Origin of the sequence: Pseudomonas promysalinigenes, from assembly GCF_014269025.2 — a bacterium.
GTDB classification, from domain to species: Bacteria; Pseudomonadota; Gammaproteobacteria; order Pseudomonadales; family Pseudomonadaceae; genus Aquipseudomonas; species Aquipseudomonas promysalinigenes.
Genome location: NZ_CP077094.1, coordinates 2,539,630 through 2,562,967 on the forward strand (window position 1 = coordinate 2,539,630; position 23,338 = coordinate 2,562,967).

Consider the following 23,338-nt stretch of genomic DNA (forward strand, 5'->3'; position numbering starts at 1 on the left):
CCCATCTCTTCTAAAGATAGCATAGTGGTTCTCCTGCGATTCTAGAATAAGATGATTCTTAAAGCTGAACCGCCCCTGCTTTCTGCCGCCTTATAGGTTTACTTTATCTAGTTACTCTCGCTCAACGATCATGATCTTGAATTCTGTGCGTAACCACGCCCCACAGCTCGAACTAGTCCCAGTCCATGATGTACCGGGATGAGTACTTGGGTTTTCACCAACCAAGACCACCATCGCGTCCCGAACCACCATTCGCTTGCTCGCGGCGCAGCCGTTCACATCAATGCTGGTTGCAATAGCTCGAAAGCCTGTTGGTCTGCCCTTGGTATTGAAATCCGTGGAGACTCGCTTCGATTCGTTTCACTCGCAACGGTGAGCGTCGCGGGGAAGCCGTCGCACATCCCCCGACAGAGCAGGGCATCAAAGCTGCAGGCCGTTTACATGATCAAATAGCCAACCACAACCTGCTCGATGACGAGAAGTATGCCGAGCTCTTCCCGGGCTCGGAGGCGGCGCGGCAAGCTGCAGACGCCATTCCCAGCCTAGGCGCCTACACCCAGATGTGGTTGGATAGGCGGGACATCGTTCAAGGTAGCCGGAATAATTACAAGAGCATCTTCAACATTTACTGGATGCCATACGTTGAGCTGCGCCGGCTAGAGATGCTGCTCACGAGCGCGCGCTCAACACCAACACCCAGGCCCAGCAGATGGCGACTCTTCGACCCATGGCATCCAAATCAGCCCACCCAATTAGCCCTTTTGTGTTCCAACCGAGCAAAGGTGGGCTGTGGATCAACGAGCCAAGTGTTACAATCGGCCACTTTAAATCGGCGCTCAAGGCGCTGAACATCCGTGAACGCCGTCAGTACGACACCCGCCACACCTACGCAACCATGCGCCTCATGCCTGGGATGAACCCTGCGTTCATCGCGAACCAGCTTGGCCATTGCGTCGAGATGTTGCTTTCTACCTACGCGAAATGGATCAGCTCCTCCTCGGATTGGAGGGAGCTGGAGAAGCTGCCGCTCCGAGTCGAATTGGCCCAAAATTGGCCCAAAAATGACGAGAGGGCCTAAATACACCTCTGGAACCCCCGCAGGACAAGCACTTGATCTCTACCGCCAACATCACCATGCAGTTCGGCTCCAAGCCACTGTTCGAAAACGTTTCAGTCAAATTCAACAACGGCAACCGCTATGGCCTGATCGGCGCCAACGGTTGCGGCAAGTCGACCTTCATGAAGATCCTCGGCGGCGATCTTGAGCCGTCCGCAGGCCAGGTCATGCTCGAGCCGAACACCCGCCTGGGTAAGCTGCGCCAGGACCAGTTCGCCTACGAAGATTTCACTGTGATCGATACCGTGATCATGGGCCATGGTCAGTTGTGGAAGGTCAAGGCTGAGCGTGATCGTATCTATTCGCTGCCAGAAATGACCGAAGAAGACGGCATGGCCGTCGCCGAGCTGGAAACCGAGTTCGCCGAAATGGACGGCTATACCGCCGAATCCCGTGCCGGTGAGCTTTTGCTGGGCTTGGGAATCCCCCTGGAGCAGCACTTTGGCCCGATGAGCGAAGTGGCGCCTGGCTGGAAGCTGCGTGTGCTGCTGGCCCAGGCGCTGTTCTCTGACCCGGATGTACTGTTGCTGGACGAACCCACCAACCACCTGGACATCAACACTATCCGCTGGCTGGAAAGCATTCTCACCGCGCGCAACAGCACCATGGTGATCATTTCCCACGACCGGCACTTCCTCAACAGCGTGTGCACGCACATGGCCGATTTGGACTACGGCGAGCTGCGGGTATTCCCAGGCAACTACGACGAATACATGACCGCTGCTACCCAGGCGCGGGAGCAACTGCTGTCGGACAACGCCAAGAAGAAAGCCCAGATCGCCGAGCTGCAGACCTTCGTCAGCCGCTTCTCGGCCAACGCCTCGAAGGCCAAGCAGGCAACCTCGCGCGCCAAGCAGATCGACAAGATCCAATTGGCCGAAGTCAAGCCGTCGAGCCGGGTGAGCCCATTCATCCGCTTCGAACAGACTAAGAAGCTGCACCGCCAGGCAGTCACCGTCGAGAAGATGGCCAAAGCCTTTGACGACAAGGTGTTGTTCAAAGACCTGGGCTTCACCATCGAAGCCGGCGAGCGCGTGGCGATCATTGGCCCCAACGGCATCGGCAAAACGACCCTGCTGCGCACGCTGGTCGGTGAAATGACCCCGGACAAAGGCGAAGTGAAGTGGACCGACAGCGCCGAGGTAGGCTACTACGCCCAGGACCATGCCCATGACTTCGAAGACGACATGACCTTGTTCGACTGGATGGGCCAGTGGACCAGCGGCGAACAAGTGATCCGGGGCACCCTTGGGCGCATGCTGTTCTCCAACGACGAGATTCTCAAGTCAGTGAAGGTGATTTCCGGTGGTGAGCAAGGCCGTATGCTGTTCGGCAAGCTCATTCTGCAAAAGCCGAATGTGCTGGTGATGGACGAGCCGACCAACCACTTGGACATGGAGTCGATCGAAGCCCTGAACTTGGCGCTGGAGAACTACCCCGGTACTCTGCTGTTCGTCAGCCACGACCGCGAGTTCGTTTCCTCACTGGCGACCCGTATCATCGAACTGAGCGCCGACGGTGTGGTGGACTTCAGCGGGACCTACGACGACTACCTGCGCAGCCAGGGCGTGGTGGTCTAAGTCACCTGGGCCGGCCGGGGCAACCACCCCGGCCGTTCCTCTCAGGGCCGAACGGCCTAGGATCGAACATCCGGTCGATTAATTAGTTAGCCTGCTTTCATTTCCTTCGCCCAACGGCCATGATTAGCCCACGCCCGCCCGTCCGCGAATGAACCCATGACCGCGCAACAGCCCGCCCCCGCCAGTAGCACGTTCACCGTCACTGTGCAGATTCTGTCGATCGTGTTCTACACCTTCATTGCCTTCCTGTGCATCGGCCTGCCGATTGCGGTACTGCCCAGCTATGTGCATGACCAACTGGGCTTTGGCGCGATCATTGCCGGGGTGACCATTGGCCTACAATACCTGACCACCTTGCTCAGCCGCCCATTTGCGGGGCGGGTGGCCGATACCTTGGGTGGTAAACGGGCGATTCGCTATGGCCTGCTCTCCATCGGCGCTTGTGGTGTGTTGACACTGCTTTCGGCTTGGTCGCTTCAGCTACCGCTGCTGAGCCTGGGGCTGCTGCTCGGTGGCCGCGTTTTGCTTGGGCTGGCGCAAGGGCTCATCGGGGTTGCCACCCTGAGCTGGGGTATCAGCCAGGTTGGCCCCGAGCACACGGCGCGGGTAATCTCGTGGAACGGTATCGCTTCCTACGGGGCGATAGCCATCGGCGCGCCTCTGGGCGTGCTGGCGGTGGCCGATTTGAATTTCAGCGTGCTGGGCCCGGCTCTGCTGATGCTGGCATTGCTGGCTTTGCTAGTGCTACGCACACGCCCGGACGCAGTGGTTTCACGGGGGGAGCGGCTGGCGTTCTGGTCGGCATTCCTGCGCGTTGCCCCCTGTGGGCTCGGCCTTACGCTGGCGTCGATCGGCTACGGCACCCTGACTACGTTTGTGACGCTCTACTACTTGGAACGTGGCTGGGTTGGCGCAGCCTGGTGCCTTAGCGCTTTCGGGCTGTGCTTCATCATTTCGCGCCTACTGTTCGTCAATGCGGTCAACCGCTTTGGCGGCTTCAACGTGGCCATGGCCTGCATGGCCACGGAGGTGCTGGGCCTGAGCCTGCTGTGGTTGGCGCCCTCACCGGCCTGGGCGCTGGTCGGTGCCGGGCTGACCGGCTTTGGTCTGTCGCTGGTATATCCGGCCCTTGGGGTCGAAGCGATAAAACAGGTACCGAGCAGCAGCCGCGGCGCCGGACTAGGCGCTTACGCGGTGTTCTTCGACATGGCACTGGCCATAGCCGGCCCAGTGATGGGCGCTGTAGCTGTGCACCTTGGCTATGCCTCGATCTTCTGCGTGGCTGCCCTGCTGGCCTTGGCTGGAGTTAGCCTGACGATGTTACTGGCGCGCCGCAGCCGTCGCAGCTGAACGCTCGGCGGGCTCTGGAGCGCCCAGGGCCTGGGTAAAGAAGTTTGCGGTATCGCGCTGCAGGGAGTGGTGAATGTGCCGCCGATCTACGCCCTCGGCGTCCTTGCACAACGCTGGCATGCGTAGCCACTGCTGTTGGTCACAACGGGCCATGAACACGAAGTGCCCGGCACCTGCCAGCAAACGGTAGTCCGGTGCAATCGGTAACTTTTGCGCCAATTGCTCGGCATTACGGTCCACAGCCACCAGCTGGTCGCTGTCGCCGCTATAGATCAGCGCTGGCACCTTCACCCCTGCCAGGGCGTGGCGGCCGAACATCAGGCTTAGCGGCGCCATCAGCATCACCGCACCTACCCTCGCATCAGCCTTAGGTTGCAGCTCGCTGCGGTCGGCAATGAGCACCCCATGCGTCTTGCAGGCGTCGGCGTCAGTTGGGCGCTCCAGGCAATAGCGGCGCAGCCGTTCGAGGTCTGGTTGAGCCCCAGACAGGATCAACGCGGTTTCGCCACCGGCCGAATAACCAATCACACCGACCTTGCCGTCATTCAGATAAGGGCCGAGCAAGGTATCTTCGCGGGTGGCGGTGATCGCCTCGCTGACCTGTAGAGGGCGGCCGTAAAGGTTGCTCAGGGTCCCAAGGCGGCTGTGGTCTCGAGCATTGTCGCCAGGGTGCACCACAGCCACCACGACAAAGCCCCGCCGGGCCAAGGCGGTAGCCAAGTAATGCAGGGCCAGCGGGCTGCCAGCATTGCCATGGGACAACACCAGCAACGGAAACTGGCCGAGCGCTACCGGCGCTTCTTCGGCAACCTCGATCGGGTAACCATCGATGCGAATAGCGCGGGGCGTGCCATTGGAGGGATAGAACGCCAGCGCCTGCATGGGCCTTGCGTCGACCGGGTCGTCCAGCGTCATATGGTGCAGGCCGGCAACCCAAGACGCAGCGTTGGCATGGCCCAATAAGCCACTGAGCAGAAATGCCAGCAAGTAACGAGAAGTGTTCATCGGTCAGCTATCGCGCAACAGGCATCAGGATAGCTTGAGCATAGGATCAGCCAGGCGGCTGGCAGATGAAACATGAATGAAAAAAACCGGCAGGCGCAAGTCGCGCCTGCCGGCTCTTGTCACAGGATGATCAGGCCGCAGCAAACAGCTCGGAGGCGATCTGCGTTTGCGCGGCATCGATAGCCTGGGTACGCTGCTCCGGGCCATAGGCCAGGCCGTGTGCACGGACCACTTCAACGTCGGTGATGCCGATGAAGCCGAGGAACACCTTGAGGAAGTCCTCATGCCCAACCCCGGTAGGTTGGCCGGCATGCAAGCCACCAGCGGTGGAAACAAGCACGACTTTTTTGTTACCGCACAGGCCTTCGGGGCCTGCTTCGGTGTAGCGGAACGTTTTGCCGGCCACGGCAACGCGGTCGATCCATGCTTTGAGCTGGGTCGGTACGCTGAAGTTGTACATGGGTGCGCCAATCACCACGGCGTCGGCGGCGAGAAATTCTTCCAGCGTCTCGGCGCTGAGCTTGGCTTCGAAGGCCTGCGCCGCATCACGGGCTTCTTCGGGGGTGCCGGCAGCCATCAGTGTGGCGGAAGAGAAGTGAGCAATGGCATCGGCTGCCAGGTCCCGGTACACCACTTCGATGGTTGGGTCGGTGGCTTTCCAAGCCTGCACCACTTCACGGCTCAGTTGGCGAGAGGCGGAATTGTCGCCCAGGATGCTCGAATCGATATGCAACAGTTTCATGGGACTCTCCTGTGATTGAAGACCGCAGCAGTGGGCGATCACGATGAGGAGAATCCTACCGGGAGGTTCAATGGCTGAAAAGTAGCGAAAAATACGCTAGTTTGTCCCATCAATGGAACAGTGGATCGGCCATGCAAGACCTTAACGACCTCTTCTATTTTACCCAGGTAGTCGAAGCCGGCGGTTTCGCTGCCGCCGGGCGCCAGCTGGGTATACCCAAGTCGCGCCTGTCACGGCGTATCGCAGAACTGGAAGAACGCCTGGGCATCCGGTTGCTACAGCGCACAACCCGCCAGCTCAAGCTTACCTCTGTAGGTGAGCGCTATCTGCGTCATTGCCAAGCCATGCTGTTGGAGGCCCAAGCCGCCGACGAAGTGGTCGCGAGCATGAGCAGCGAGCCGCGTGGGCGTTTGCGCGTGTCGTGCCCAGTGGCACTGGCCCACGCGTTTCTGCCGGATGTGATCGCGGGGTTTCTGAAGCTTTACCCGCAGGTGCAACTGGACATGGTGCTACTGAACAGGCGTGTCGATCTGATATCCGAAGGTATCGACGTCGCCTTGCGTGTACGCGACCTTGGCGACGAAGACCCAGCACTGGTCACCCGTCGCCTGCGCCAGGCACAGATGCAGCTGGTGGCAGCGCCGGGCTTCGCCGATCACGTACGCCACCCCGCCGACCTTGCCAGTTTGCCTGTGCTTGGTGCAGCCGAAGCTGATCGCTTGGTGCACATGCAGTTACTTGGGCCAAACGGTCAGCGTCAGGACATCGCGCTGGAGCCGCGGCTGGCCATCGATGACTTTGTCGTGCGCAATGCCGCAGTGCGCGCCGGGCTAGGTTTCACGGCACTGCCCAGCATGTTCTGCGAAGCGGAACTGGAACGCGGTGAGCTAGTGAGGCTGTTACCTGACTGGTCCCTACCTGGCGGCTATCTGCAGGCAGTCTACCCTCATCGTCGTGGACTGTTACCTGCCGTACGGGCATGGATCGACCACTTGGCTTTATCCTTCGAAGCCTGCGGGGAGCGTTATGTCTAAGCCGCAAATGAGCCCGCAACAGGTGGCAGCCTTCTGCCTGGGCCTGCCAGGTGCTCGAGAGGACTACAAATGGGGCGGCATCCGGGTGTTTTCCGTGGCCGGCAACAAGATGTTCGCAGTGCTCGACCTGGCCGGAGCAGGGTTGTCGTTCAAGGTGGCCGACGAGTTGTTTCTGGGCTATTGCGACCGCCCTGGCGTGCGCCCAGCCCCTTACCTCGCACGCGCCAGGTGGATCAGCATGCAACCGCCCTACCCCATGGGCTGTGAGGAGCTGTGCGACTTGCTGCAGCGCTCGCACCAGCTGGTGGTACGCCGGCTGCCCAAGCGTCAGCAGGCGGCCCTGCTAGGTTGACTAGTTAAAGGGCAGGAAACGGCTGCCAAGGAACAGATAGTCCAGCCAGAATACTTGATGAAGCAGCACGATGATCCAGAACACCAGTTGGTAAGACACTTTACGCGTTTTGTGGCGCAACAACTGTTGAGCTATCAGTGCACCAGGCCACCCCCCCAGCAGCTCGCTGGCATGCAACACTTTTTCCGGCGTGCGCCAAGCATTGCCTCGGGCCTGACGTTTGTCATGCCAGTAAAGCAGCAGGCTGATCAGGCTGACCAGTGGATACAACGCCAAGGGCACCCAGCCATGGCCATCGAAGGCCATCGAGGCCGCGCCAAGGCCGGGTAACAGGCACAGTAAGCCCCAAAGCAACCATTTCAGCCGAGCATGGCTCACGCCCGTTGCCTGCTCACCACGGCGTGGTGCGGTGTTCTGAACCCGCGCCATGTCAGCTATGCACCGTTGACCAGTCGACCCAGCCGAACTGCCACGTGGCCAGAATTAGCAACCCGAAGACAATCCGATACCAGGCGAATACCGCGTAGCTGTGGTTGGCGATGAATTTCAGCAACGCCCGCACAGCAATCATGGCAAAAATGAACGAGGTCACGAAGCCAAGGGCAAACACCGGCAGATCACTGGGTTCGAACAGGTGACGGTATTTGTAGCCTGAGTACACCGCCGCACCAACCATGGTTGGCATGGCCAGAAAAAACGAGAACTCTGTGGCGGCCTTGCGCGACAGGCCAAACAGCAGGCCACCGATGATGGTCGAACCGGAGCGCGAGGTGCCAGGTATCATCGCCAGGCACTGCACGAAGCCAATTTTCAGTGCATGCGTCCAGCGCATGTCATCGACATGATCGACCGCCACGCTGTGCTGACGGCGTTCGGCCCAAAGCATGATTACGCCTCCGATCACCAATGCCGCGGCAACAGTGATTGGGTTAAACAGGTACTCGTGGATCAGGTCGGCGAACAATACTCCCAGCACCACAGCAGGGAAAAATGCCAACATCAAGTTTGCCGTGAAGCGGCGCGCCTTCGGCTGATTGCCAAGGCCGATCACCACATCCAGGATCTTGCGGCGCAACTCCCACATCACTGCCAGGATCGCCGCCAGCTGGATGATGATATTGAATGCCATGGCTCGTTCCCCGCCAAAACCTATCAGGTCGGCGACGATGATTTGGTGACCTGTACTTGAAATCGGCAGGAACTCTGTCAGCCCCTCGACCACACCTAGAATGATTGCCTGAAAGGCAGTCCAAAAATCCATCGATCCCCCGATGAGGCACTGCTGGCAGCAGGCCTGTTTTTTCTTGATTTGCTTGTCACCGCACGCGGCGCGGCCTTTTTACAGGCACATGTGGGACAAACGCCAGCGGAAAAGTTCTACAGAATTAAAGGTTTCATCTCGCCGGGCCGAAATCCTAGCTAAGGGGCATGACAAACTCGCGTGAGCCTGTGGCAGAGTAGTCAATAACTAGCACTTAGCCATTAGTCGGGTGCCTGTCACCTGGAAAGCATGTTTGGATGCACCTGAATAACAAGAACAACAGGAGTGGGTTCGATGAAGGCATTGCGATCGATGTCGATCAGCAGCCGTTTGTGGCTGATCTTGGTGGTTGCAGTCGGCATGCTGGTGTTGCTCGGCCTGTTGATGCTGCGCCAGATCCACGGCGATCTGTACCAGGCCAAGGCGGAGAAGACACGTCACGTGGTGCAGACTGCCGCTGGGGTGCTGGCCTATTACCAAGCCCTCGAAACGACTGGCACGCTGACCCGCGAGGCGGCTCAGCAGCAGGCGCTGCAAGTGGTCAAGGCACTGCGGTACGACCACAACGACTATTTCTGGATTAATGATCTGTCGCCAAAGATGATCATGCATCCGGCTAACCCCAAGCTCGATGGCCAAGACCTCTCCGCGATCCGCGACCCGGACGGTTTTGCCGTCTTCAATGAAATGGTGGCGCTGGCCCGCAGTCACGGTGCCGGCCCGGTCGACTACCGTTGGCCCAAGCCGGGTGCCAGCGAGCCGGTGGCCAAGACCTCCTATATACAGTTGTTCGAACCGTGGGGCTGGATCATCGGCTCTGGCGTGTATGTCGACGACGTTCAGGCCGAATTCGCCCGCCAGTTACGCGACGCTTCGTTGCTCGGGCTGGCCATCGCAGTGCTCATGGCACTGGTGGTATTGATGATCGCCCGCAGCATCGCTCGCCCGCTGCAAGAAGCCGTGCAGGCCATGGGCAACATCGCCAGCGGCGAAAGCGACCTGACTCGGCGCCTGGACACCCATGGCCGGGATGAAATCACTTACCTGGGCCAGCACTTCAACCAATTCAACGGCAAGCTGCAGGGGGTAGTCGGTCAGCTTCAGGGCGCCGCACAGGCTTTGGCACAGTCCGCCGGGCACGTCGGCGACAGTGCTGGTGCTGCGCAACACCATAGCGCTCAGCAGTCGATGCAGATGGATCAAGTGGCTACAGCGGTCAATGAGGTGACTTACGCCGTGCAAGACGTGGCCAAGACTGCCGAGCAGGCCGCTGGGGAGATGCGCGCGGCCCAGCAGCAAGTGGAACATGGCCAGCAGGCCATTCACGGCAGCTTGCAGCAGATCGAGCGCCTGTCGGCGACCATCGACCAGGCGGTGCAGGTTATTCGCGACCTGGCTTCGCACAGCACTAAAATCGGCGGTGTACTGGAGGTTATCCGCGCCATTGCCGAGCAAACGAACCTTCTCGCGCTCAACGCTGCGATCGAAGCCGCTCGGGCTGGCGAGCAGGGCCGGGGTTTTGCCGTGGTCGCTGACGAAGTGCGCCTGCTTGCCCAACGCACGGCGCAGTCGACCGCCGAAATCAACACCATGATCGAGCACCTGCAAAGCCAGTCAGACGCGGCGGTCAAAGCCATCGACACCAGTAGCGAGGCCTCGCGCCAGACCGTGCAACAAGCTCAGCAGGCCGGCACCAGCCTGGACGCGATCAGCCAGGCGCTGCACAGCCTCACTGCCCTCAACGCCTCGATTGCCAGCGCCACTTTGCAGCAATCCCACGTGGTCGAGGAAATCAACCGCAATGTGCTGGATACCGCAGGCTTATCCCAACAGACTGCCGAGGCGGCGCGTCAGTCCAGCGACGCGGGTGTCGCCCTGGGGCAGTTGAGCGAGCAGCTGCAGCAACTGCTGCGTCAGTTCCGCCTCTGAACCACACTTGGGCACCAGCCGGTGACACGGCCGGTGCTCGTTACACGCTACAACTCACGCACGCCACAGGCTACAATCGCCGCCCTTTGCCAACCAAGGATCGCCGATGTCCGGCCTCGAACTCATCGCCGCCGTGCTCGGCGTTACCGCCGTGTGGCTCACCGTCAAGCAGAACGCTTGGTGCTGGCCAATCGGCCTGATCATGGTGCTGATCTACGGCTGGCTGTTCTACGAGGTCAAACTCTATTCAGGCATGCTACTTCAGTTGGCCTACGCTGTACTTCAGCTTTACGGCTGGTGGCAGTGGAAACGCCCCGACCGGGTCGAGCAGGCCCGGCGGGTCTCGCACCTGCCGCTGCGCAAGCTGTTGTGGGGCCTGATGGCTGGCCTGGGACTGAGCTGCGTACTGGGCGCTGCAATGGCTGGCTGGACCGATGCTGCCGCCCCCTGGTTGGATGCGACACTGACCGGTTTCAGCCTGGTCGCGCAATTGTGGATGGCACACAAACGCGTGCAGTGCTGGCCGCTATGGATCGTGGTCGATATCGTTTACGTAGGCCTGTATCTGCAGCAACAGCTGTATTTCACGGCCGGGTTCTTCAGCGTGCTGACCTTGATCGCAGTACGCGGTTGGCTGCAATGGCGCCGCGATCCAGCATTGGTGCCGGCATGAAAGTCCTGGTCCTGTGCGGCCCCGAATCGACCGGTAAGAGCTGGCTGAGCGGCGAGATCCAAGCGCATTTCGGCGGCGTTGTGGTAGCCGAATACGTCCGTCACTTCATCGACCAGCAGTGCCGGGACACCTGCTATGCCGACGTGCCGACCATTGCCCGCGGTCAACTGGACTGGGAAGACCGGGCCCGAATGCTGGCGCCTGAGCTGCTGATTCTCGATACCCACCTGCTCAGCAACATGCTCTGGAGCCGCGCGCTGTTCGGCGCATGCCCGCCTTGGTTGGAACATGCCTTGCTAGACAGGCATTACGATTTGCATCTGCTGCTCAGTCCTCAAGGGGTGAGCTGGGTCGCTGATGGTCAGCGCAGTCAGCCAGACCTTGCCGACCGACAGGTTTTTTTCGAGGACAGCCACCGCTGGCTGCTGCACCATAGGCAAACCTTGGAAATTATCGACGGCGACTGGCCGCAGCGCAGCGCCAATGCCTTGCGGGCGGTTGAGCGTCTGCTCGAAGATAAAATGCCAACCTGCCCCACTGAGTGTTAAGCCCATGACACACTCAAGTCACGCAAGTCGCTGTATCTGTAGGCTGCCAGCCTTGAGCCTGGGCAGTGTCAAGGTTATGAGACATTCCGCCGGTGCGGTGCCTGAACAGATCTGATCTACGCGCCCAGGCGTTTACCCTCAATGTCTGTCTCAAGGGTGATACACAACATCGATGAGTGCTTCAGGCTATTCACTCAAGTATTTGATTCATAAGCGTTAGCAAAAAGCGGCACGGCTTTCGCTCTCCTCCCTCGCATCGCTGAACAAGACCAGCGTTCGAAGAAGGAGTAGCCGTCATGGGGAAACTGGATAGACGCGTTTATGACCTGCTGCTGATTACTTGTGCAATGGCTTCGGCGTTGCCTGCACAAGCCGACAACGGGATCATCGTCATCACCCGCGACGTGCAACCGCGCATCGCCACCCGCGCGCCTCTGGCACCTGACCCCTACCCCACCACTGCCAATGCCAACCCCTCTGCTTACGTGCTTAGGCAGACCAATGAGCTCAGTGATGGGGATTTTGCCAGCATCACAAGCGGCACGGGAATCTCCTCGCTGGTCACCCAACAAACCGACAACCTCGGCGGCCCTATAGGCAACCAGACCCAACTGGCAAACCAGGCTGCCGGCCGTGGTACAGGCTCGGGCAACGGCATATCCAACATGGTCAATTCGAGCGTCCAGCGCGGTCTTGCGCCCTTGCAGATCCTCACTGGAGGCAAATGAAATGAGGCAGACCCTGTTCATCTTGGCTTTTGCCGCTAGCGCATCGGCGCTGGCGCAATCGCCGGTGCCCGTGCTCAACGACGCCAATATCGACAGTTCCGGGGCTCAGTACCAAGGCAACTTCGGCGTCAACCAAGCCGCAGGTGATGGCCAGCAACAAGCCAACGCCAGAGCCATCGCCACAGGTCACCAAGCCACGGCGACCACGCAAATTCGCCAACGCCAGCTCTCCATCGTCGACCCAAACATGGGCGCCAGCGCCAGTATCCAGGGCAACGCGTTCAGTCATGGCAGTGGCGCACTGGGGGTAAACCAAAGCGCTGGCGCCGCGACCCAGCAGGCCAATGCCCTGCGCATCAGCATCAGTACACAACCGCAAAGCATCGATGACAGCGTCCTGCTGCAACAAAACGTGGCGCTGATCAACAGCTCCGATCCATCTGATACCTCACCTGGCTATCGCCAAGTCACCACTGGTGACCAGGCATTCACCGGCAGCCGCGGGGTCATCCAGCTGAATCAGAGCGCCGGGGTGGGCAACCAGACGGCTAACACCCTGAGCGTAAGGGTCGCGAATTGACCCAAAGGGAAACAGGTAAGAACAACACTTAACCTAAAGACGGAGAAACACCATGAAACCTTCGATGGCAATCAAGCCTCTGGTTTTCGCAATTGCTGCGGTCATGGCTGTTGCTGCACAAGCGGATCAGAACAATCGCCGTGGTTACAACAACCACAACAACTACACCCCACCTGCACGTGCCGTGCTGACCGATGCGACTGCCAACGCCAATGACGGTCAGAGAAGCAACGGTAACACCATCAACAACCAAGGCACCATCAACGAAGCCGAGATGAGCAGCTCCGGTGCTGGCGCCAGTGGCAACGTCGGTGTCAACGTGGCGGCCGGTAACGGCAACCAGCAGGCCAACGCGTCGGCTATCGCCAACACCTCGTCGGACAATGCGGCGATCGACAACAGCTTCGTCTTTGGCACCTCAACCGCTACTGCCGAGATCACCCAGCGCAGCAACAACAACACGGTGAACAACTGGTCGACTCAAAGCTCCGCCGTCATGAGCGGCTCGGCTGAAGGCAGCAGTGGCAATATCGGCATCAACGTGGCCGGCGGCGATCTCAACCAGCAGAAAAACAGCATGGCGATCGCCAACAACTCGGCACCTATCGGCAACTCCTCTGCCACTGCCACCGCCAACCAATACGGCCCTGGCCTGCAGGTGAACAACGCTGCCGATCGCACTTATCGGGTAGATACGCTGACCCTCACCACGTCTTCGAGTGGTTCGGCTTCGCGTAGTGGTTCGTTCGATGCCAGCGTCGACAAGAGCTCCAGCTCCAGCTACAGCGCCTCGGGCAGCCAAAGCGCCAGTGCCAGCGGCAGCCATAGCAACAGCTCCAGCGGTTCGACCAGCATGACCGCCAGCGGCTCCAACAGCAGCAGCGCCAGTGGCAGCAACAGCATGAGCGCCAGCGGGTCGAACAACTACGCTGCCAATGGCAGTGCCAGCAACAATCATAGTTCGTCGTCCAACACCACGGTAAGCGCCTCGCTCGATGCCAGCGCCAATGGCAGCGCATCGTCGTCGCAAACCTTCGGCAACTTCACGCGTTCGCGCAGCTCGGACTTCGACGCATCGCTCAGCGCCTCGCTGGACGCATCGGTTGACAAGTCCCATGAGTCGGCTAGCAACTCGTCGTTCGACAAGTCGCTCAGCAGCTCATTCGACAGAGCCTATGACTCCTCCTATGACCGCAGCCATGACTCGTCTTATGACAAGTCTCGCGATACGTCTTATGAGAAGGCCAACCAATCGGCCTGGGAAAAAGCCAGTGCTTCGGCCTACGAAAAAGCTGGCGAAAAAGCCTCGCAGTCTTCGGACAGCATTTCGAAGAGCTTCAGCGAGTCTAGCGAGTATGCCCTGAGCAACACCGTGTCGTTCCAAGTGCTGACTCCGACCGGTTGGGCCAACCCTGTGACCAACACCGCTACCCTCAGTGGCTCGGTGAACGGTGGCAGCGGCAACTTGGGCGTGAACGTGGCAGCGGGTGTGGGCAACCAGCAAAGCAACTCGCTGGCCATCTCCAACACCTCGATGTGACAACTGTGCTCAGGAGGCCCCTGCGGGGGCCTCCCTCTAACAAGAAAAAGGCAGGGGGCGTCGAACATGCGCATTATCGCCTTGGCATTTCTGCTGTGCATCGCCAGTGTCAGCGAAGCTTCGCAGATGCCGTTATCCGTACTGCCAGGTGGTGCAGTGGTCTACAAACCGATCCAGAGCGTGCGCGAACGTAAATTCGCCGACCTGGTACCGCAGAAAACCGACTTCAGTTGTGGCGCGGCATCCTTGGCTACCATCCTGCGTCAGGCCTATTGGCTGGACGTGGATGAGCATCAGGTGATCGAGGGCATGCTCGCCCATGCCAACGAAGACCTGGTTCGTACCCAAGGGTTCTCCATGCTCGACATGAAAAAATACGTGGAGAGCCTGGGCATGCGTGCCCGTGGTTACAAAGTGGCGCCCGAAACCCTCAACAGCATCCGCATTCCAGTGGTCGTGTTGATGGACATCCGCGGCTACAAGCATTTCGTGGTCATGCAGAAGGTCGACAGAGGCTGGGTATACATCGGTGACCCGGTGCTGGGCCATAAACGCTTCAGGATCGACGACTTCGTAAAAGGTTGGAATGGCATCATCTTCGCGGTGATTGGCCAAGGTTATGACAAGAACAATATTCTGCTCGACCCGCCACTGCCGCTGAGCGCGAAACACCGCATCAGCAACTTCACCCCGGTTCAGGACGCAGAATTGATGGACTTCGGTTTCATTCAAAGCGACTTCTTCTAATGACCTTGTTGCACCTCAACAGGGCGCATGCTCCGGGAGAACCTCATGAAGACTTCACTGTGGCTGGCAATGGTTTGCCTGGCCGCCAGCCTGCCTACCCATGGCGAAACGTTCAAGCCAGTCGAATTGAAAGACCAGGAACTGGCCAGCCTGCGTGGCCGTTACGTGATGCCAGGGCGAATCGTGAGTTTTGGCATCGTCATGACCAGCACCTGGCAGAACGCCAATGGCGAGGTGATTGGGGCGACGTCGGCGATGCAAATTCAGCAGACGACCATAAAACCGCAGTTCTATGTCTCGATGATCGATGAAAAAGGCAACGGCAACGCCTCGAGCATCGGCACCGGCACCGTAACGGGTGGTAACGGCCTGAGTACGACCCAAGGGGTGACCCAGGTGGTGCGCGCTGCAGGTGATTTCAACGCAGCCAGCAATAATGTCGATATCAACGTCACCAAAGGCAATGAAGCGCCCGCCGTGCAGCCCCAGGGCCAAGCGCTGACAGCGGGTTCGACACTGACAGGCAGCAACGGCGCCGGCTCATTGAGCGTGTCGTCCAGCGGCTCTGGCGTGCAGATGAACATCGTTGCCAACGGCAACCAAGGCAGCTCTATGCAAAGCCTTGGCCAAGGGGGGTTGATGCAGAACACCACGCTGCTGGGCGTGAGCAACCGTGTCAGCAACTTGACTTCACTCAACGTCGTGTTACGTGACAATGCGCCAGTGGCAGGTTCGATAAATACCAACTTGGATCAACTCAAAGGCCTTCGCAATCTCGGATACTGAACTACGCTCAAGTCTCATCGTTATGTAGTCATAAGGGACGGCTAATCCATGCACCGCATGTCGAAGTTCAGAGTTATCGTTTGTTTGACAACATTGGCTCCGGCCACTCTGCTACAGGCGGCAACCGACCCTCAGGTCGAAGCACTCAAACAGGAACTCATCGCGCTCAAACAGCGCTACGAAGCGCAGCAGAATGCACTGATGGTGCTGGAGCAGCGGCTCAAACAGGTCGAAGAAGCTCCCGCCCAGCCAGCACCTAGGCGCCTGACCAAGTCTCCTGCCGAGGGCGTCAAGGGCGGCCAGACCGTGGCCACCGGCACCCCTGGCAACAGCGGGAGCTCCTATGGGCAGTCGCTGCAAGACAATTCCGAACCGGCTCAAAGCGTGTCCAACCTGTATGACGAGGCCAGTGGCTTCTTCGGCGGTGGAAAGTTCAGTGTCGAAACCGGGCTCACCTACACCCATTACGACACCCGCGCGCTGGTGCTCAACGGCTTCTTGGCACTGGATTCCATTTTTCTCGGCAATATCAACATCGACCGCATCAAGGCTGACAACTGGACCCTGGACCTGACCGCGCGGTACAACGTCGACCAGCGCTGGCAGTTCGATATAAACGTGCCGGTCGTCTACCGCGACTCCACTTACTCCTCCGGTGGCGCGGGTGGGGCGGCCGGAGTTACGTCCGATGCTTCGGTCACGCGTGATCCGACCATCGGCGATGTGAACTTTGGTATCGCCTACAAATTCATCGACGAGTCTGAGAGCTGGCCAGACGCCGTTGCCACGTTGCGGGTGAAGGCGCCAACCGGCAAAGACCCTTATGGCATCAAACTCAAGCCGGTGCCGGGCAACGACAACTTGTCGGTACCTGATGACCTGCCTACCGGTAACGGTGTGTGGGCCATTACCCCGGGTATCTCGCTGATCAAGACGTTCGATCCGGCCGTGCTTTTCGGTAGCCTTTCGTACACCTACAACATGCAGGACTCGTTCAGCGATATAAGCCCACAGGTCAATACCAAGGTGCCAGGTGATGTGAAACTGGGCGATTCATGGCAAATCGGCGGCGGTATCGCCTTTGCCCTCAACGAGAAGATGAGCATGTCGTTCTCGGTGACCGATCAATTCGCCCGCAAGAGCAAGATCAAACCCGATGGTGGGGACTGGCAATCGATCACCAACAGCGACTACAACGCGGCCAACTTCAACGTCGGCCTGACCTTTGCTGCGTCCAATAACCTCACGATCGTGCCGAACTTGTCGATTGGCCTGACCGATGACGCCCCGGACTTTTCCTTCAGCCTGAAATTCCCGTATTACTTCTGAGAACTGGGGCGCATCGCGCCCCAAATGGTTACCAACCTTGTAGCCCACGGCTTTGCCGTTATCGGCCTGTTATCATCACGCACAAATACGTGACGATTTCATGTCAATAAGGAAAGTTTTCGTGAAAAACCTGCAAGGCCCACCACGCACTCGGCTCGTCGCCCTGGCCACACTGGTGCTGGTGATCCCATTGCTGATACGCGCTCTGCTGGGCTGGTCGAGCGTGTATGGCTTCCTCTCGGACTTGGCCCTGGGCAGTGCGCTGGTGTTGCTATTGCATCGCCGCCGATGGTGGCTAGCGCTGCCGGTTCTGTTGGCATGGTGCGCACTGTGGGTGGCTTCTTCCGAGCTGGTCAGCGCTGTTGGCAGGCTGCCGACCACTGCTGACTTGGGTTATCTGTTCGATCCGCAGTTCATGGAAAACTCCACGGGTAGCGGTCTGGCCCATTCCTGGGTTGCCGTGTTACTGGCCGGTGGCCTGCTGCTCTGGCTGGCGAGTGTCTGGCACAGCCGTGGGCAACCGAGCAGCAACCTGCCGCGACGGGCTTGGGCCATCCCTGCACTGCTGTTCGCCATTCATTGGGCTGGCGAACGCATGGTGCCCAGCGATGCCGACCAGTGGCGCCAATACAACCTGCCTCATCAACTGCTATCGGCCGCCGCCGGCAACCTGCAGCGACATGCCGAGCGCTGGGCAGGCAACGCCCCAAGCGTTACACCGCTACCCAGCGCCGGGCTAACCGAACACGACTTGAGTGGGCAGAAACTGCTGGCAACGCCTGGGCAGGCCCGCAACCTTTTAGTCATCACGCTCGAAGGCATCCCCGGCGCGTATGTGCGTCCCAACCGCCAGGCGCTGCACAGTCGGTTCGACCACGACTTGATGCCCAAGCTCAGCCAGTGGGCCGAACGCGGCATGAACACCCCAGATTACGTGCTGCACTCGCACCAGACCATTCGCGGCCTGTATGCAATGTTATGCGGCGACTACGACAAACTGGCCAATGGCACACCCAAAGGTGTCGAGCTGCTTACCCTGCATCAGCGCAACCAGGCCTGCCTGCCTGCGCAGCTGCGTCAGGCCGGTTTCACTACCCACTACTTGCAGGGCGCAGGCCTGCGCTTCATGGCCAAGGACCGCATCATGCCGCATATCGGCTTCGATGCGGTGCATGGGGTGGAGTGGTTCAGCAACAAGAATTACCTGAAATTCCTCTGGGGCAAGGATGACCGAGCCTTCTTCGAAGGCGCCCTGGATTATGTGGGCCAGCTGCGTCAACAGGCCCGCCCCTGGATGCTCACCCTGCTGACGGTGGGTACTCACCAGCCCTATTCAGCCCCTGATCACTACCTGCAGCGCTACCCTGACCCTAAACAAGCTGCTGTCGCTTACCTGGATGACGCGGTGGGGGCCTTTCTCGACAAGCTCGAGCAGCAGGGCGTACTCAAGGACACGCTGGTGGTAGTGACCTCAGATGAATCCCATGGGATCGATGGCGTGCGCCTGGCTTCTTCGTGGGGCTTCAACCTGACCCTGGCCCCAGAGCAGTCGCTCTTGCCACCTATCAAGCGCGGGACCTATGGCCACATCGACTTGGCCACTTCATTGCTCGATTATTTTGCTCTGCCAATCCCCGTCGCCCTTGGCGGGCGCTCGTTGTTCCGCGACTACGACAGCGGTCGAGAGATGATTGCCTACACCAATGCCATGCTGCGCTATCACGATGGCAAGGGTGTGTTGACCGAGTGCGATTTTCAGCAGCGCTGCCGTCGTTACCAAAGCTCGGGCTTCATCGCTGATCAGGCCAAATACCTTGGGCTCGGCGACAGCGCCCTCGGTGCACAGGTAAGTGCGCTGGCCGACGTGCTCGACCACTCGTTGTTGCAGACGCCGCAGAACCTTAGCTATCAATTCGGTAGCCCCACTGCCATCCAACTACAGGCGCACATTCCCAACGACTGGGCAGATAACCTGATCGGCGCTCAATACCTGGAAATGCCCGAGGGCTCGCATACCCGAGTAAAGGTCAAGGTACGCGCATTGGACCGGCAGCACGCGGCGTACATCCAACTCAAAGCCAAGGAACGGGAACGGGATGTGCAGCTGGGTTTGCCTGAGGCAATCGAGGTCACGGCCGACAAGCCGCTGGAGATCGAATTTGGCTTTGACAACCCAATCAAACGCAACGCGTTTTCCTTCCATTTGCTGGGTTATGGTGACGGCAAAGTCGAGGTGAGTGATTTCAGCGTGATCACCGCGTTACCTGGTGAGGAAGCAGCCCTGGAGGAACTGAACGACGGGCAGGTTGCGCAATCGAGCTGATCACCGAATCTGGTGCTTGTGCAGCAGCCGATAGAACGTTGGCCTTGATACTCCAAGCACCTTGGCAGCGATGCTCATGTTGTTGCTGTGCCGGTCCAAGACGTCGCACAGCGCCTGGCGCTCGGCCCGGTGCTTGTAATCCTCCAAGGTACCCAGAGGCTGGTCGTCATGCGTCAGGCCCTCCAGCCCCAGGTCCTGAGCCTCTATCTGGCGCCCTTCAGCCAGCACCAGCCCGCGCCTGACCCGGTTGGCGAGCTCGCGAACGTTCCCCGGCCAGGTGTGCCGCCCCATCGCTGCCAGGGCGTGATCGCTGAACGTCCGTGGCCTGCGGCCTGTTTCCAAACTGTAGAAATGCGAGAAATGGTTGGCCAGCATGGGCAAGTCACCATGCCGATCACGCAACGGAGCAGTCACCACCTGCAAGACATTGAGCCGGTAATAGAGGTCTTCACGAAAACGCCCCTGCTCAATGGCCTTTTCCAGGTCCACATGGGTTGCTGCCAACACGCGAACATCGACCGGTATTGGCTGACTGCCGCCCACACGCTCAATGTTCTTTTCCTGGAGAAAACGCAGCAAATTGGCCTGTAATTCCAAGGGAAGGTCGCCAATTTCGTCGAGGAACAACGTACCCCCGTGCGCCGCCTCGATACGCCCCACCTTGCGCTGGTGTGCACCTGTGAAAGCACCTTTTTCATGCCCGAACAGCTCGGACTGGATCAAATGCTCAGGGATCGCGCCGCAGTTGATGGCGATGAACGGCTTTTCGCTACGCTGGGATTGCCGGTGCAGTGTCCGCGCAACCAATTCTTTGCCTGTGCCGCTCTCGCCACGGATAAGCACCGGCGATTCGGTTGGTGCCAGTTTGCCGAGCAACTTGCGCAATTCCAGAATCGGGCGGCTGTCACCGAGCAGTTCATGCTCCAACGCATCCACCCTTGAAGTGCCTTGGCCGCGCAGACGCGCCATGCCGAACGCCCGGCCGAGCGTTACCAGCACGCGGGAGAAGTCAAAAGGCAAAGTATGAAAATCGAAGAACCATTCGCAGACGAAATCCCCAACGTTTGGCATGCGCAGCTGCTGGGCATCGAGCACGGCGATCCACTCGGTGTTGCTGCGTTTGATCATGTCCTTGACTGCGTCCGGATGCTGCAGGTGCGAGCCCTGAAGGCGCAGCAGGCCGATATCGCATCGGTGCTCGAGCGCCTGGTCCAGGCTGCAGGTGTGCACTACCCAACCGGCACTTTCCAGGGCTGGTAGCAAACGGTGGCAGTCGTCACAGGGGTCGACGATGAGCAGGCGACGAAGAGCGGCAGTCTCGTGCATGACCGTTCCTTGGCGCCAATTGTTGGTTTTATATGTGAAAACAGCAAGTTGCGGCGCCGATTTAACAGTAGCAACGAACCTGACAGTGCCAACGACCGTCTGTCTGCAGATTTGCACCACACCGGGTGCGTTCGGGAATTTTTCAAATTCATCAGCGTCACAGGCGGCGCAGGCAAGAAATTGCGCAAGACTCAAAAAAATTTACACCCCCTGTGTGACTCCACCCCCAACTTGGAGCATCAGTACAAATAACCCCGCACTGCGGATCGCGATAAACCGGTAGCGACGTAGCAGTCACGCGGCCCTATTTAGATGTTTGGGACCATAGAGAGACCGAACCATGAATGCCCCGCTCCGTGTCAACGAAGCACTGCTGATTGCCGACCATGCTTTCGAGCCCTTCCACTGTGTAGCCTGGGATGCGCCCAACGGAACCGGTGAGCTGAGCTTGGCGGTCATCGACCGCACCAGCACCCGAATTGGCAGTAAGCAAGTTCCATCGCGTATCTATTCTGACCCTGCACAATGGGCCAGCTTGATTGAGGAAGTGCGTGCAGAGCTGTCACAAAAAGGTTACGACCTGCAGCCTTGGTCGATGCCGAAGTAATTTCGCGGTTTGAGCACAAGTGTGTGCCCTGCACGCACTTGTCTAACTTCCCAACTGCCGTTCTGGCAACTTCCTTATTGCGACAAAGTGCCACACACGCGTCGATCACTTAACACTTACCAGCACCTTGAATTGCTCGATGTGCTGATAGTCGGCGTGAAGCTCCGTGGCCATCTGCCGCCCGCGGCCCACCCGCACAGGCGCCAATTCCATGTCCACCAACACAGTCGCGCACGGCATGGGTTGCAAGGTATTCCAGCGCTTGAGCCGGCCATCGGTAAGGATGATGCAACGCTGCAGTTCATGGCTATGGGCTTTTTGCCGGGCCTGCAGCCAGAGCCGACCTGTCTCCAAGGCTGCGATCAAAGGCGTGCCGCCTCCGGCGCCGAGGGCCTGCAACCATGGCTGCAGGCTCGCTGACGCCTTGAGGCCGTGACGCTGCCATTGCGCAGCCCCCCCACTGACAGTCAGTAGAGCCAGACGGGCACGTTGACGGTAAGCCTGGTCGAACAGTTCGGCCAGTAGGCCTTTGCCCTGCGCCAGGGCCTGATGACGCCGGGTCGATGCCGAGGCGTCGACGATCACTAACCACAACTCATTGGTGCGGCCCAGGCGCTGTTGCCAGACAATGTCCTGGCGTGAGGTGGGGCGCCCCCTAAGCAATGTTGGTAACCAAGCCACCCGACCTGACACGGCCTGTCGCGTTCGTTCGCCTCTAGCGCCTGAAAGTTTACCGGTGCCTGGCATGGCATCCGCCACTGCCACAGCAGGTTGGCGGATGCTTAGGGCTTTTTTGCCCAATTAGGTACCTCTCGCCGCGCTCCACTGCTCACAGGTTGCGCAGGCATCGCCCCCCAGTCCCCTTGACCACCCTCGCCGGCACTGTCACCGCCCGGCTGCGCCGCGCCTGAGGCCGCCGGCGCATCAGGCGGCGTGCGGCGCCGATGACGCAGAGCGAACTCGGCCACAGCGTCAATATCGGCTTGCTCGATCACCTGCCCACCGCGCCAGGCGCAATGGGCTCGGGCTGCACGCAGCCAGACCAGGTCGGCACGCAGGCCATCCACGCCAGCTGCAAAGCAGCGCTCGGTGATCCAGGCCAATGCCTGATCATCCAATGCGATCGCTGCCAGGGCCTGGCGCGCCACCTGGCAGCGACTGCGCAATTGACCTTGGGCGCTAGCCCATTGCTCGCAAAACGCCTGCGGGTCATTGTCGAAGGCCAGCCGCCGACGAATGATCTGTTGACGCTCTTGCGGCGCTGGCAGGCCTTGCAGCGCCACATTCAGCCCGAAGCGATCGAGCAATTGCGGGCGCAACTCCCCTTCCTCTGGGTTCATGGTCCCGATCAGCACGAAACGGGCACTGTGCCGGTGAGAGATCCCGTCGCGCTCGACGCGGTTGGTGCCACTGGCAGCCACATCCAGCAACAGGTCCACCAGGTTATCGGGCAGTAGGTTGACCTCATCGACATACAGCACACCACCATCGGCATGTGCCAGCACGCCGGGCGAGAACTGCGCCTGGCCTTGGCCAAGCGCAGCGTTGAGGTCCAGGGTACCGACCAGACGTTCTTCCGTCGCCCCAAGGGGCAAGGTGACAAACGGCCCTTCATCCAGCAGGTCGGCCAGGCCGCGGGCAAGCGTGCTTTTGGCCATACCGCGCGGCCCCTCGATAAGCACGCCGCCAATCTTGGGGTCGATAGCAGTCAGGCACAGGGCCAGCTTGAGCGCGTCGGCACCAACTACGGCTGCCAATGGAAATTGTTGGGGGTCACTCAT

At 59.6% G+C, this 23,338-nt stretch carries 24 protein-coding genes and 1 pseudogene; 18 read left to right on the plus strand and 7 right to left on the minus strand.

Going from position 1 to position 23,338, the window contains the following annotated elements; translation table 11 throughout:
- The first annotated feature begins 353 nt into the window (after positions 1 to 353).
- The 4 genes from HU725_RS22900 (at position 354) to HU725_RS11520 (ending at position 4,047) form a co-directional block, all read left to right on the plus strand.
- Positions 354 to 848, plus strand: a complete 495-nt coding sequence (locus HU725_RS22900; RefSeq protein WP_225915541.1) for an Arm DNA-binding domain-containing protein — start codon at positions 354 to 356, stop codon at positions 846 to 848.
- Positions 764 to 1,078 carry a site-specific integrase gene (locus HU725_RS22905; protein WP_225915542.1) on the plus strand — a complete coding sequence of 105 codons (315 nt, stop codon included), beginning with the start codon at positions 764 to 766 and terminating at the stop codon, positions 1,076 to 1,078. The genes HU725_RS22900 and HU725_RS22905 overlap by 85 nt, the downstream gene beginning before the upstream one ends.
- 32 nt (positions 1,079 to 1,110) lie before the next feature.
- Entirely contained in the window at positions 1,111 to 2,697 is a 1,587-nt protein-coding gene (locus HU725_RS11515) for an ABC-F family ATPase (RefSeq protein WP_060477322.1), read from the plus strand.
- A gap of 156 nt (positions 2,698 to 2,853) precedes the next feature.
- A complete protein-coding gene (locus HU725_RS11520) occupies positions 2,854 to 4,047 on the plus strand; it encodes an MFS transporter (protein ID WP_186477310.1) in 1,194 nt (397 codons plus the stop codon).
- On the opposite strand, the gene HU725_RS11525 is transcribed toward HU725_RS11520, so the two are convergent.
- Together HU725_RS11525 and HU725_RS11530 are read right to left on the minus strand one after the other, a co-directional pair.
- Positions 4,018 to 5,052, minus strand: coding sequence for an alpha/beta hydrolase family protein (locus HU725_RS11525; RefSeq protein ID WP_186477311.1), 1,035 nt, complete (start codon positions 5,050 to 5,052; stop codon positions 4,018 to 4,020). The genes HU725_RS11520 and HU725_RS11525 overlap by 30 nt on opposite strands.
- 130 nt (positions 5,053 to 5,182) lie before the next feature.
- Positions 5,183 to 5,794, minus strand: coding sequence for an FMN-dependent NADH-azoreductase (locus HU725_RS11530; RefSeq protein WP_186477312.1), 612 nt, complete (start codon positions 5,792 to 5,794; stop codon positions 5,183 to 5,185).
- 131 nt (positions 5,795 to 5,925) lie between these two features.
- Here HU725_RS11530 and HU725_RS11535 point away from each other — a divergent pair, with 131 nt between their 5' ends.
- Together HU725_RS11535 and HU725_RS11540 are read left to right on the plus strand one after the other, a co-directional pair.
- Positions 5,926 to 6,828: a LysR substrate-binding domain-containing protein gene (locus tag HU725_RS11535; RefSeq protein ID WP_186477313.1), complete on the plus strand. Its 903-nt coding sequence runs from the start codon at positions 5,926 to 5,928 to the stop codon at positions 6,826 to 6,828.
- Positions 6,821 to 7,180 (plus strand): MmcQ/YjbR family DNA-binding protein, encoded by a 360-nt coding sequence (locus tag HU725_RS11540; protein ID WP_186477314.1) that lies wholly within the window; start codon positions 6,821 to 6,823, stop codon positions 7,178 to 7,180. Before HU725_RS11535 ends, HU725_RS11540 begins: the two co-directional genes overlap by 8 nt.
- On the opposite strand, the gene HU725_RS11545 is transcribed toward HU725_RS11540, so the two are convergent.
- Entirely contained in the window at positions 7,181 to 7,609 is a 429-nt protein-coding gene (locus HU725_RS11545) for a DUF1294 domain-containing protein (protein ID WP_186477315.1), read from the minus strand. It lies immediately after the preceding gene.
- A gap of 1 nt (position 7,610) precedes the next feature.
- Positions 7,611 to 8,441: an undecaprenyl-diphosphate phosphatase gene (locus HU725_RS11550; protein ID WP_060477315.1), complete on the minus strand. Its 831-nt coding sequence runs from the start codon at positions 8,439 to 8,441 to the stop codon at positions 7,611 to 7,613.
- Between the two features lie 384 nt (positions 8,442 to 8,825).
- Between HU725_RS11550 and HU725_RS23135 the strand changes: the two are divergent.
- The 11 genes and pseudogenes from HU725_RS23135 to HU725_RS11600 form a co-directional block, all read left to right on the plus strand.
- Positions 8,826 to 9,497, plus strand: a pseudogene (locus HU725_RS23135) (cache domain-containing protein); the annotation flags it as partial.
- Positions 9,498 to 9,635: 138 nt separating this feature from the next.
- Complete coding sequence (locus tag HU725_RS23140; protein ID WP_409489200.1) at positions 9,636 to 10,370, plus strand: methyl-accepting chemotaxis protein; 735 nt, start codon at positions 9,636 to 9,638, stop codon at positions 10,368 to 10,370.
- A gap of 106 nt (positions 10,371 to 10,476) precedes the next feature.
- Positions 10,477 to 11,043: a nicotinamide riboside transporter PnuC gene (gene pnuC, locus HU725_RS11560; protein ID WP_186477317.1), complete on the plus strand. Its 567-nt coding sequence runs from the start codon at positions 10,477 to 10,479 to the stop codon at positions 11,041 to 11,043.
- A complete protein-coding gene (locus tag HU725_RS11565; RefSeq protein WP_186477318.1) occupies positions 11,040 to 11,591 on the plus strand; it encodes an AAA family ATPase in 552 nt (183 codons plus the stop codon). The genes pnuC and HU725_RS11565 overlap by 4 nt, the downstream gene beginning before the upstream one ends.
- Positions 11,592 to 11,887: 296 nt before the next feature.
- On the plus strand, positions 11,888 to 12,319 hold the full coding sequence (gene fapA, locus HU725_RS11570; RefSeq protein ID WP_186477319.1) for a functional amyloid chaperone FapA: 432 nt from the start codon (positions 11,888 to 11,890) through the stop codon (positions 12,317 to 12,319).
- A 1-nt stretch (position 12,320) separates the two neighbouring features.
- Positions 12,321 to 12,899, plus strand: coding sequence for a fibril amyloid subunit FapB (gene fapB, locus HU725_RS11575; protein ID WP_060477310.1), 579 nt, complete (start codon positions 12,321 to 12,323; stop codon positions 12,897 to 12,899).
- A gap of 52 nt (positions 12,900 to 12,951) precedes the next feature.
- A complete protein-coding gene (gene fapC / locus HU725_RS11580; RefSeq protein WP_186477320.1) occupies positions 12,952 to 14,439 on the plus strand; it encodes an amyloid-like fimbrin subunit FapC in 1,488 nt (495 codons plus the stop codon).
- Positions 14,440 to 14,505: 66 nt separating this feature from the next.
- The gene (gene fapD, locus HU725_RS11585) at positions 14,506 to 15,186 is read left to right on the plus strand and encodes a fibril amyloid maturation endopeptidase FapD (RefSeq protein ID WP_060477308.1); all 681 of its coding nucleotides are present in this window, start codon (positions 14,506 to 14,508) and stop codon (positions 15,184 to 15,186) included.
- Positions 15,187 to 15,231: 45 nt separating this feature from the next.
- Positions 15,232 to 15,972 carry a fibril amyloid subunit FapE gene (fapE, locus tag HU725_RS11590; RefSeq protein ID WP_186477321.1) on the plus strand — a complete coding sequence of 247 codons (741 nt, stop codon included), beginning with the start codon at positions 15,232 to 15,234 and terminating at the stop codon, positions 15,970 to 15,972.
- Positions 15,973 to 16,020: 48 nt separating this feature from the next.
- The gene (gene fapF, locus HU725_RS11595) at positions 16,021 to 17,301 is read left to right on the plus strand and encodes a fibril amyloid transporter FapF (RefSeq protein ID WP_060477306.1); all 1,281 of its coding nucleotides are present in this window, start codon (positions 16,021 to 16,023) and stop codon (positions 17,299 to 17,301) included.
- Between the two features lie 121 nt (positions 17,302 to 17,422).
- Positions 17,423 to 19,624 (plus strand): LTA synthase family protein, encoded by a 2,202-nt coding sequence (locus tag HU725_RS11600; RefSeq protein WP_186477322.1) that lies wholly within the window; start codon positions 17,423 to 17,425, stop codon positions 19,622 to 19,624.
- Here HU725_RS11600 and HU725_RS11605 read toward each other — a convergent pair whose 3' ends face one another.
- A complete protein-coding gene (locus HU725_RS11605; RefSeq protein WP_186477323.1) occupies positions 19,625 to 20,950 on the minus strand; it encodes a sigma-54 dependent transcriptional regulator in 1,326 nt (441 codons plus the stop codon).
- A gap of 340 nt (positions 20,951 to 21,290) precedes the next feature.
- On the opposite strand from HU725_RS11605, the gene HU725_RS11610 reads away from it, so the two are divergent.
- On the plus strand, positions 21,291 to 21,557 hold the full coding sequence (locus HU725_RS11610) for a hypothetical protein (RefSeq protein ID WP_060477304.1): 267 nt from the start codon (positions 21,291 to 21,293) through the stop codon (positions 21,555 to 21,557).
- 105 nt (positions 21,558 to 21,662) lie between these two features.
- On the opposite strand, the gene HU725_RS11615 is transcribed toward HU725_RS11610, so the two are convergent.
- Both HU725_RS11615 and HU725_RS11620 read right to left on the minus strand, forming a co-directional pair.
- Positions 21,663 to 22,304 carry a vWA domain-containing protein gene (locus HU725_RS11615; protein WP_186477385.1) on the minus strand — a complete coding sequence of 214 codons (642 nt, stop codon included), beginning with the start codon at positions 22,302 to 22,304 and terminating at the stop codon, positions 21,663 to 21,665.
- Positions 22,305 to 22,339: 35 nt separating this feature from the next.
- Positions 22,340 to 23,338, minus strand: coding sequence for a magnesium chelatase ATPase subunit I (locus HU725_RS11620; RefSeq protein ID WP_186477324.1), 999 nt, complete (start codon positions 23,336 to 23,338; stop codon positions 22,340 to 22,342).

Bases quoted from the DNA above. Each gene is read 5' to 3' on its own strand.
- HU725_RS11520 (WP_186477310.1), top strand. From the start codon at position 2,854: ATGACCGCGCAACAGCCCGCCCCCGCCAGTAGCACGTTCACCGTCACT.
- HU725_RS11525 (WP_186477311.1), bottom strand. From the start codon at position 5,052: ATGAACACTTCTCGTTACTTGCTGGCATTTCTGCTCAGTGGCTTATTG.
- HU725_RS11530 (WP_186477312.1), bottom strand. From the start codon at position 5,794: ATGAAACTGTTGCATATCGATTCGAGCATCCTGGGCGACAATTCCGCC.
- HU725_RS11535 (WP_186477313.1), top strand. From the start codon at position 5,926: ATGCAAGACCTTAACGACCTCTTCTATTTTACCCAGGTAGTCGAAGCC.
- HU725_RS11540 (WP_186477314.1), top strand. From the start codon at position 6,821: ATGTCTAAGCCGCAAATGAGCCCGCAACAGGTGGCAGCCTTCTGCCTG.
- HU725_RS11545 (WP_186477315.1), bottom strand. From the start codon at position 7,609: ATGGCGCGGGTTCAGAACACCGCACCACGCCGTGGTGAGCAGGCAACG.
- HU725_RS11550 (WP_060477315.1), bottom strand. From the start codon at position 8,441: ATGGATTTTTGGACTGCCTTTCAGGCAATCATTCTAGGTGTGGTCGAG.
- HU725_RS23140 (WP_409489200.1), top strand. From the start codon at position 9,636: ATGGATCAAGTGGCTACAGCGGTCAATGAGGTGACTTACGCCGTGCAA.
- pnuC (WP_186477317.1), top strand. From the start codon at position 10,477: ATGTCCGGCCTCGAACTCATCGCCGCCGTGCTCGGCGTTACCGCCGTG.
- HU725_RS11565 (WP_186477318.1), top strand. From the start codon at position 11,040: ATGAAAGTCCTGGTCCTGTGCGGCCCCGAATCGACCGGTAAGAGCTGG.
- fapA (WP_186477319.1), top strand. From the start codon at position 11,888: ATGGGGAAACTGGATAGACGCGTTTATGACCTGCTGCTGATTACTTGT.
- fapB (WP_060477310.1), top strand. From the start codon at position 12,321: ATGAGGCAGACCCTGTTCATCTTGGCTTTTGCCGCTAGCGCATCGGCG.
- fapC (WP_186477320.1), top strand. From the start codon at position 12,952: ATGAAACCTTCGATGGCAATCAAGCCTCTGGTTTTCGCAATTGCTGCG.
- fapD (WP_060477308.1), top strand. From the start codon at position 14,506: ATGCGCATTATCGCCTTGGCATTTCTGCTGTGCATCGCCAGTGTCAGC.
- fapE (WP_186477321.1), top strand. From the start codon at position 15,232: ATGAAGACTTCACTGTGGCTGGCAATGGTTTGCCTGGCCGCCAGCCTG.
- fapF (WP_060477306.1), top strand. From the start codon at position 16,021: ATGCACCGCATGTCGAAGTTCAGAGTTATCGTTTGTTTGACAACATTG.
- HU725_RS11605 (WP_186477323.1), bottom strand. From the start codon at position 20,950: ATGCACGAGACTGCCGCTCTTCGTCGCCTGCTCATCGTCGACCCCTGT.
- HU725_RS11610 (WP_060477304.1), top strand. From the start codon at position 21,291: ATGAATGCCCCGCTCCGTGTCAACGAAGCACTGCTGATTGCCGACCAT.
- HU725_RS11615 (WP_186477385.1), bottom strand. From the start codon at position 22,304: ATGCCAGGCACCGGTAAACTTTCAGGCGCTAGAGGCGAACGAACGCGA.
- HU725_RS11620 (WP_186477324.1), bottom strand. From the start codon at position 23,338: ATGAGTGACCCCCAACAATTTCCATTGGCAGCCGTAGTTGGTGCCGAC.